This window comes from Intestinibacter sp. (assembly GCF_034113885.1).
Taxonomy (GTDB): Bacteria; Bacillota; Clostridia; order Peptostreptococcales; family Peptostreptococcaceae; genus Intestinibacter.
In genome coordinates this window covers 1-7,748 of the sequence record NZ_JAXEWM010000069.1, presented here as the reverse complement: position 1 = coordinate 7,748, position 7,748 = coordinate 1, and the positions used below count along the sequence as shown (strand labels likewise).

Here is a 7,748-nt window from a genome sequence, read left to right as displayed (position 1 = left end):
CGATTAAGGATTACGATGTAAATATTACATTGGATTATGATTCAGCAGAAATTGAAATTTACCAGTATAAGCCGGCTTCTGTTACGATAAGCTCTATAAATGACTCGACTATAGAAGGATATATAAACCACGGACATATAAGATCTAAAAATTACGAGGTCGATTATGTCGATTTTGATGTCGTAAATTTTGATAAATATTTTGGGAAACTAATAAGATATAACGACAAGCTATTTGCAGGAAGAATGGAATTTAATGCAGGTGATTTTGAAGTTGTAATAGATAAGAGATTTGACTTTACTAAGGAGCTAGATGAAAAATTAAAAGACAGAGATGCACATATAATAACGCATAGCGGCAGAATAAGGAGAAAGGATAAAAAATCCTTTAGAACAAATATAGTAAATCAGCTATTTGACAATTTGGCGCTTTCTTTTAGCTTTATGTGCGGAAGATATGTAGATATATGTGCGGCATTTGGCTACAAAGACGGAGAAAACGTATATAGATTGTGGAGGGAGACTTTTATAAGTCCATATAGATTTGTACCAAATTGGAAGGATACTATATCTAATTACCATAATATGGAGAAATATCTGACTCTTATGAATAATAAATTGACAGATAACTACTACAACCAAGCTATAAGACAAGCTGTCGACTGGTATTTGCAGTCATTTGACGGATTGACTTTAGATAACAACCTTATATCTATACAGATATGTCTAGAAACACTGTCTTATATAGTATTAGTTGAGCAAGAGCATATATTTACAGACGATGAATTTGACGAAAATTTAGCTACAAAAAACATAAGGACTCTACTAGATGTCTGCTCTATTCCTTATGGAAAGGAAGAATTATTTTTATTCGACAATTATATAAACGACAGATTTGACGACGGTGTGGACTTGCTTATATACTATAGAAATAAAATAGTCCATCCTACGAGAAAGAGAAATAGAGCGACTCTTACAGTTGAAGATATTTGGAATATAATACAAATAGGAACTAGATATGTAGAATTGATTATATTAAATATAATCGGATACAAAGGAGAATACTCAAATAGGCTAATTGACAGAGCATATGGAGAGGTTCAGCTCGTTCCATGGAACGAAAATTAATTGATTTTAGAAAGGAAGATATTATGATAAAATTTTACGGTTACTCAAAATGTTCAACAGTTAAAAAGGCAAAGAAATGGTTACAAGATAATAATATTGAATTTGAAGAAATAGATTTAATAAACGACACTCCGACAAAAGATGAGTTAGAACAAATTTATAAAAAAAGCGGTATGCCTATAAAAAAATTTTTTAACACAAGTGGTATAAAATACAGAGAGCTAGGACTTAAGGATATTGTAAAAACTGAAACAGACGATAAATTGCTAGAAATACTAGCAAGTGATGGTATGCTTATAAAAAGACCTATGATAGTTGGAGAAGATATAGTTATAAATGGCTTTAAAGAAAAAGAATATGAAGAAAAGCTATTAAATAATAAATAAATATTAAGATTTATGCAAATTTTATTTTTGTCGAAATTAAAATTTGCATATTTTTTAAAAAAAATAGACAAAATTATCAAAAAAATTACACAAATCTGGAAATTTATGCTACAATAATAATACAAATTTTTATAACACATAGGAAATTATATTCCTTTGAAGATGTGAATAAATATAATTTCCGTGAATGTGTTTCAAGAAAATCTACATTATGGATTTTTAGAATAAGGATTTTCTTATTTTTTTATTTTTATATTTAATACATTTAAAATACAAGAGGAGGAGACTATATGAATTGTAAATATTGCCAAAAGAGAGATTATTTGTTGGAAAATGAATTTGCTTATGCAAAATTTGATACTAATCCAACTACACCAGGACACATGTTAATAGTACCAAAAAGACATGTAACAGATTATAATTATTTAACAGAACAAGAAAAAGAAGCTATGCATCAATTAGTAGATATGAGTAAGGATGCTTTAGCAGGTATATATAATCCAAGTGATTATAATTTAAGTATGAATGTATGTGAAGCAAATGGACAAGCTGAACATCTATATTTCAACTTAATACCTAAATACGTAGAAGCTGAAAATACAAATACAGAAATAGCTTAATTAAATTAAACATCGCGGCAATAAATATAATAATAGATTTAGTAATAGTTTCAATATAATCGCAGTAGTAGATATTAATATATAATCGGGCAATATAGAGCTATATAAATTAGAAAATTTAATTTATATAGCTCTTTTACTTTTAAAAAATATATATAAATAATTAAATCTATAGTCACAGGTACCCATGGAGATGAGCTAGAGGGTCAGTTGATATGCTTTAATTTATCAAAGACGATTGAAAAAAATATAAATTATTTAAATGGAATAGTAGATATTTATCCTGCTCTAAACCCTCTAGGGATAGATTCGATAACGAGGGGTATACCTGATTTTGATTTAGATATGAATAGATTATTTCCAGGAAACAGCGAAAAATCTATGATAGAAGCAAATGCACACAATATAATAGAAGCATTAGAGGGATCAGATATGGTAATCGACTTGCACGCGAGCAATATTTTTTTAAAAGAGATTCCACAGGCGAGAATAAATAAAGATATGGCTAGGTATTTACTTCCATACGCTAAAAAATTAAATTTAGATTTTATATGGATTCATGAAAGTGCGACTGTTTTAGAGTCTACTCTATGCCACTCATTAAATGTTTTAAAAACTCCTTGCATAGTTGTAGAATTAGGTGTAGGTATGAGACTTACGCAGGATTACTGCAATCAGATGACAAAGGGAATTTTAAATTTAATGAAGGAGATGGGAATTTGGACTGATAAAAGACAGTACTATATAAAAGAGCCGATTATATCTACTAATAAAGACGTGAGCTTTTGCAATGCAGGGGCTTCTGACATATTTGTTCCATGCATAAATCACGATAGAATTGTAAAATGCGGACAAAAAATAAAATAGATAAATCTAAAAAAATAGTAGTCATACCTACAGTAAACAATTTTTCTATGAATATAAATAAGAGATTTTGGGCTCTAGACAATACCGATATAAACAGGATGTTTCCAGGGTATGACTTGGGAGAAACTACGCAGAGAATAGCTTATAATGTATTTGAATATGTAAAGGATTTTGAATATGGAATTCAATTTACTAGTTATTATCTAAAAGGTGAGTTTATTCCACATGTAACTATGATGAAGACAGGATATGAAAAGCCAGAGCTCATGGATTATTTTGGACTTCCTTTTAGCTATGTAAGATCGATAAGTCCCTACGATACGACTACATTAAATTACAATTGGCAGGTTTGGGGAACAAATGCATTTTCTATATATGTAGGAGAAAATGAAAAAATAAGCGATTCTTCTACAGAAATGGTTTTAGATGCAGTCAAAAATTTCTTGATAAATATAGATGTATATAATGAGAATTTAAAGGACGATTTTTATAAAACTAAGCATATAAATTCAGAGGATATAGTATATGTCAAATCGAATAAGGCAGGTATACTTAGAACCTATATAGAATTAGGTCAATCTATTAAAAAGGGAGATTTAATTGGAGAGGTACTCGACCCTTATGAAGCTGAGGTTTTACAAAAGATAATATCTCCCTACGATGGAATTGTATATTTTATATATAATATAAATTTGATCAATAATAACAGCAATGTCTGTAGGATAATATTAGAATAATATGAAAGATATAGGAAAAAGGGCTAAGCACAAATTATTTTGTGATAGCCCTTTTGTTTTTAGTCTTCTTTTATATATACACTTGGGATGTACATAGTTACATTTTCAAGTGCTATTATTTTATTATATATATACTCGCTGTGTTTATCTAAATCCGTAGATTCTAACTCAAGAGTTAAAAGTGTCTGATTGTAGATATTTACATCTAGTATATTCGTATTTTCTCTGAGCTTTAAATTCATACCCCTATTTAATCTAATTAATTTTTCTAATATTTTGCTGTAATCTGCTGCCATGTCAATTTCCTCCTAAATGTTGTATATAAGTAATATAACATAATATTAAAATTAAATATATAATAATATTTAAAATAATATAATTCATATAAAATAAATATGAAAAATATGAATATATAACAAATATTTTTTATCTAATATAAAGTTTATATAGATTTATGATTTTGGTTTATATATAATAACTTTAGATTTACATAGTTTTATAAAGAGGAAGGTAGGATAAAAAATGAATATAGATCAAAAATATGAATTATTAAAAAATAAGCTAAAAGAAATGGGAAAGGTTTTAGTAGCGTATTCTGGAGGAGTAGACAGCAACTTCTTGCTTAAAGTGGCGAGCGATGTACTTGGAGAAAATGCAGTAGCTGTAACTGTACATGCTATGATGCATTCTAGTAGAGAAATAGAGGAAGCTAAGGAGTACACTAAAGAGTTTGGCGTAAAGCACGAAGTAATAAAGGTAGATAATTTCGATGAAAAAGGCTTTATTGAAAATGGAGTGAAAAGATGCTATTATTGTAAATGCGCAGTTTTTAATATGATTAAGGATTACGCCCAAAAAAACGGAATAAAATACATATTAGATGGGACTAATTTAAGTGATTTAGGAGATTACAGACCTGGACTTAAGGCGCTTGAGGAATTAAATGTAGTCAGTCCATTAAAAGACAGCGAGCTTACAAAGGACGAAATAAGAATTTTATCAAAGAGATTAGGATTAAAAACACATAATAAGCCGTCTTTTGCATGTCTTGCAAGTAGAATTCCTTATGGAGATAAAATAACAGAAGAAAAGCTTAGACTAGTAGAAGAAGCTGAAAACTACCTTCAAGATTTAGGATTTAGACAGTATAGAGTTAGAATACATTCAGATATAGCTAGAATAGAAGTAGCTAAGGATGAAATTAATAAATTTTTTGATGATGAAATGATGAAAAATGTGTATACTAAACTTAAAGATATAGGATTTAAATACGTTACATTAGATTTAAATGGATATGAAATGGGAAGCTTAAATAAATAGAAAGGAGAGAGTCGTGCTTTTTAAGTACTGGCGCGTGAATAAATGGAAAAAGGATATACTCTAATCTCGCCTTGTTTTTTTGGTGTCGAAAAAATGCTGGCAAATGAGATTAAAAATTTAGGATTTGAAATAGTAAAAACAGAAGACGGAAGGGTTACATATAAGACAGATGAATACGGAATAGCTAAGGCAAATATGTGGCTTAGATGTGCAGAGAGAGTTCATTTAAAGGTAGCTGAATTTGAAGCTAGAAGCTTTGATGAGCTATTCGAAGGGACAAAGAGAATAAATTGGGCTAAATATATACCATATGGAGCTCAATTTCCAATAACTAAGGCATCTTCAATAAAATCAAAATTGCACTCTATACCAGATATACAATCTATAGTTAAGAAGGCAGTAGTAGAGAGCCTTAAAAAAAGCTATCTAGAAACTGGAAGACTTAAAGAGGACAAGGAGAAGTACCCTATTTACGTGTTTATCCACAAGGACAAGGTAACTCTTACAATAGATACTACAGGAGTAGCTCTTCACAAAAGGGGATATAGAGAAAAGGCTAATAAAGCCCCAATTAGAGAGACATTAGCTGCAGCTATAATGTATCTAACTCCTTGGAGACCTGGAAGAACTCTAGTAGACCCTATGTGTGGTTCAGGTACTCTACTAATAGAGGCTGCTATGATGGGTATAAATATGGCTCCAGGGCTTAATCGCGAGTTTATATCTGAAAAATGGAGAACTCTAGATAAAAAAATCTGGTGGGACACTAGAAGAGAAGCATACGACCTTATGAATGAGGATATAGACTTCAAAATTTACGGATACGATATAGATGAAGAAGTAATAGAGATAGCTAGAGAGAATGCAGAGATAGCTGGCGTTGAAAATTATATAGAATTCAATGTAGCAGATGCTACAGAATTTAAAAGCGATGAAGAGTACGGCTTTATAGTCACAAATCCACCTTATGGAGAGAGACTTGAAGATATAGAGACTGTAAAAATGCTATATAAACAATTGGGATATGCGTTTAGAAAATTGAAAAATTGGTCATATTATATGATAACTTCTTATGAAGACTTTGAAAATGAATTTGGACAAGATGCTTCTAAAAAGAGAAAGTTATACAACGGTATGCTAAAAAGCTACCTATATCAATATTTAGGACCAAAGCCTCCTAGAAAATAAGAAAATTTTACCTCTCAGATGTTATAAAAACGAAGATATAAAAATATAAATATTATATAACATTTGGGAGGTGTTATTTTTAAATGAGGGCAAAGAACAATAAAAAAAATTATAAAAATAAAAACGTAGAAAACAACAATCAAAGTCAATACGAAGAAAAGTACAACGATGTGATTTTAAATAAGTTAGTTCCAGAGGAGAGAAAAGAAGAATTCGATTTACAGGAAAGTAAAACAGAGTCAAAATCTAGACCTAAGAAGGGTTCACTTAAATTTAATTTAGGCAAAAAAAATAAAAAAAGCAAACAGCATAATCAAAATGAGCAAGTCAATAAAAATAAAAAATCTAGTAAAGATCAAAATGATTTAGGTGAATCTGTAAAGGACAAAAAAAATAAGATAAAAAAGAGTCATAAAAATTATAAAAGCAAAGAATTACAAAATGACGAAGAAAATAAAATAAACAAAAAACAAAAAAGAAGAAATAACAAGCACCATAATCAACAGCAAAATAAAGAAGAGGATATAAATATAAAGGAAGTCCACGAAAATTTAGATAATGAAGATATAATAGAAGAGGAAGCTCCTAATTATAGAGGTGATTTTGAAGAAGAAGACATAGACTTAGATAATGATGATATAATTTGGTCAGACGAAAATTTTAAAAAGCAATAGGTTAAAATATTTATTTTAAATAATTATGCTTTGTAATTTAAAGAGTTGTCGTAGATGATTTAATTTAATCATTTATGACAACTCTTTTGATTTTTTCCGTACTTATTGTATAATTAGAGTAAAGGAAATTTTATAACATATATCAGAAAATAGGAGGAATGTAATGAAGCTACTAAAGTTAGTAGGAATATTGTCTTTAGTGACTGTATTATGTACAGGCTGCTACAATAGAGAATATACGACGGAAAGTCTATTTAGCAATTTGCCTGTATATAATTCCGATAAAAAAGATTTATCAGAAGAAGTAACTAGAGTTTTGGGAAGTGCTGCCTTGATTTTGCCGTCTAATTCTACAGAGGTAGGAAAGATAAATCAAGTGGATTTAGATAAAACTGGAAAAGACAAAATAGTATTTTTCGAAAAAAAGGAAGGTATAAGAGTGAGAAATGAGGTTGGATTTACTATACTAGATCCCAATAACGATGAAAATTACGATATATCTTATACAGAGGTAGGGAATAAAATAAAATACGCAAATTTCTATGATTTAGATAATGATGGAAATAAGGAAATAATTTTGCTTGTAGAAAATGATTATATGACAACACTTACTATTTGTAGGTATGAGAACGGTCAAATAAATGAATTAATTTCTAAAAATAATTTTAACTACTTCAATAGAAACAGATTTACTAAACTAGGCATTATGGTAAAGGATATAAATGATGATAAAATTTTAGATTTAATAGTTTATAATTATAATGATAAGACAAATAAAATGAAAGTATATGCCTGTAATTTAGAAAACGATAAGCTGTCTATTCTAGAC

General features: G+C 29.1%; 9 protein-coding genes and 1 pseudogene. 9 read left to right on the top strand and 1 reads right to left on the bottom strand.

The annotated features are described in order from the left end of the window. From SPD90_RS04375 to SPD90_RS04355, 5 genes are all read left to right on the top strand, one after another. Positions 1–1,127: hypothetical protein (locus SPD90_RS04375; RefSeq protein WP_320924423.1), on the top strand; the 1,127-nt coding region annotated here is incomplete at its 5' end. A 23-nt stretch (positions 1,128–1,150) separates the two neighbouring features. Continuing rightward, positions 1,151–1,513, top strand: coding sequence for an arsenate reductase family protein (locus tag SPD90_RS04370; RefSeq protein WP_320924425.1), 363 nt, complete (start codon positions 1,151–1,153; stop codon positions 1,511–1,513). A 290-nt stretch (positions 1,514–1,803) separates the two neighbouring features. Then, positions 1,804–2,133, top strand: coding sequence for an HIT family protein (locus SPD90_RS04365; RefSeq protein WP_320924422.1), 330 nt, complete (start codon positions 1,804–1,806; stop codon positions 2,131–2,133). Positions 2,134–2,292: 159 nt separating this feature from the next. Beyond that, positions 2,293–3,000 (top strand): M14 family metallopeptidase, encoded by a 708-nt coding sequence (locus SPD90_RS04360; RefSeq protein WP_320924424.1) that lies wholly within the window; start codon positions 2,293–2,295, stop codon positions 2,998–3,000. After that, the gene (locus SPD90_RS04355; protein ID WP_320624985.1) at positions 2,979–3,737 is read left to right on the top strand and encodes a M14 family metallopeptidase; all 759 of its coding nucleotides are present in this window, start codon (positions 2,979–2,981) and stop codon (positions 3,735–3,737) included. The genes SPD90_RS04360 and SPD90_RS04355 overlap by 22 nt, the downstream gene beginning before the upstream one ends. Positions 3,738–3,796: 59 nt before the next feature. Here the strand turns inward: SPD90_RS04355 and SPD90_RS04350 are convergent, their stop codons facing one another. Further along, on the bottom strand, positions 3,797–4,033 hold the full coding sequence (locus tag SPD90_RS04350; protein ID WP_320624984.1) for a hypothetical protein: 237 nt from the start codon (positions 4,031–4,033) through the stop codon (positions 3,797–3,799). Between the two features lie 226 nt (positions 4,034–4,259). Between SPD90_RS04350 and larE the strand changes: the two genes are divergently transcribed. The 4 genes and pseudogenes from larE to SPD90_RS04330 form a co-directional block, all read left to right on the top strand. Beyond that, positions 4,260–5,057 (top strand): ATP-dependent sacrificial sulfur transferase LarE, encoded by a 798-nt coding sequence (larE, locus tag SPD90_RS04345; RefSeq protein WP_320624983.1) that lies wholly within the window; start codon positions 4,260–4,262, stop codon positions 5,055–5,057. Positions 5,058–5,099: 42 nt separating this feature from the next. Continuing rightward, the gene (locus tag SPD90_RS04340) at positions 5,100–6,245 is read left to right on the top strand and encodes a THUMP domain-containing class I SAM-dependent RNA methyltransferase (RefSeq protein ID WP_320624982.1); all 1,146 of its coding nucleotides are present in this window, start codon (positions 5,100–5,102) and stop codon (positions 6,243–6,245) included. 83 nt (positions 6,246–6,328) lie between these two features. Next, positions 6,329–6,919 carry a hypothetical protein gene (locus tag SPD90_RS04335; RefSeq protein ID WP_320924421.1) on the top strand — a complete coding sequence of 197 codons (591 nt, stop codon included), beginning with the start codon at positions 6,329–6,331 and terminating at the stop codon, positions 6,917–6,919. Positions 6,920–7,082: 163 nt separating this feature from the next. After that, a pseudogene (locus SPD90_RS04330) lies at positions 7,083–7,748 on the top strand (hypothetical protein); the annotation flags it as partial.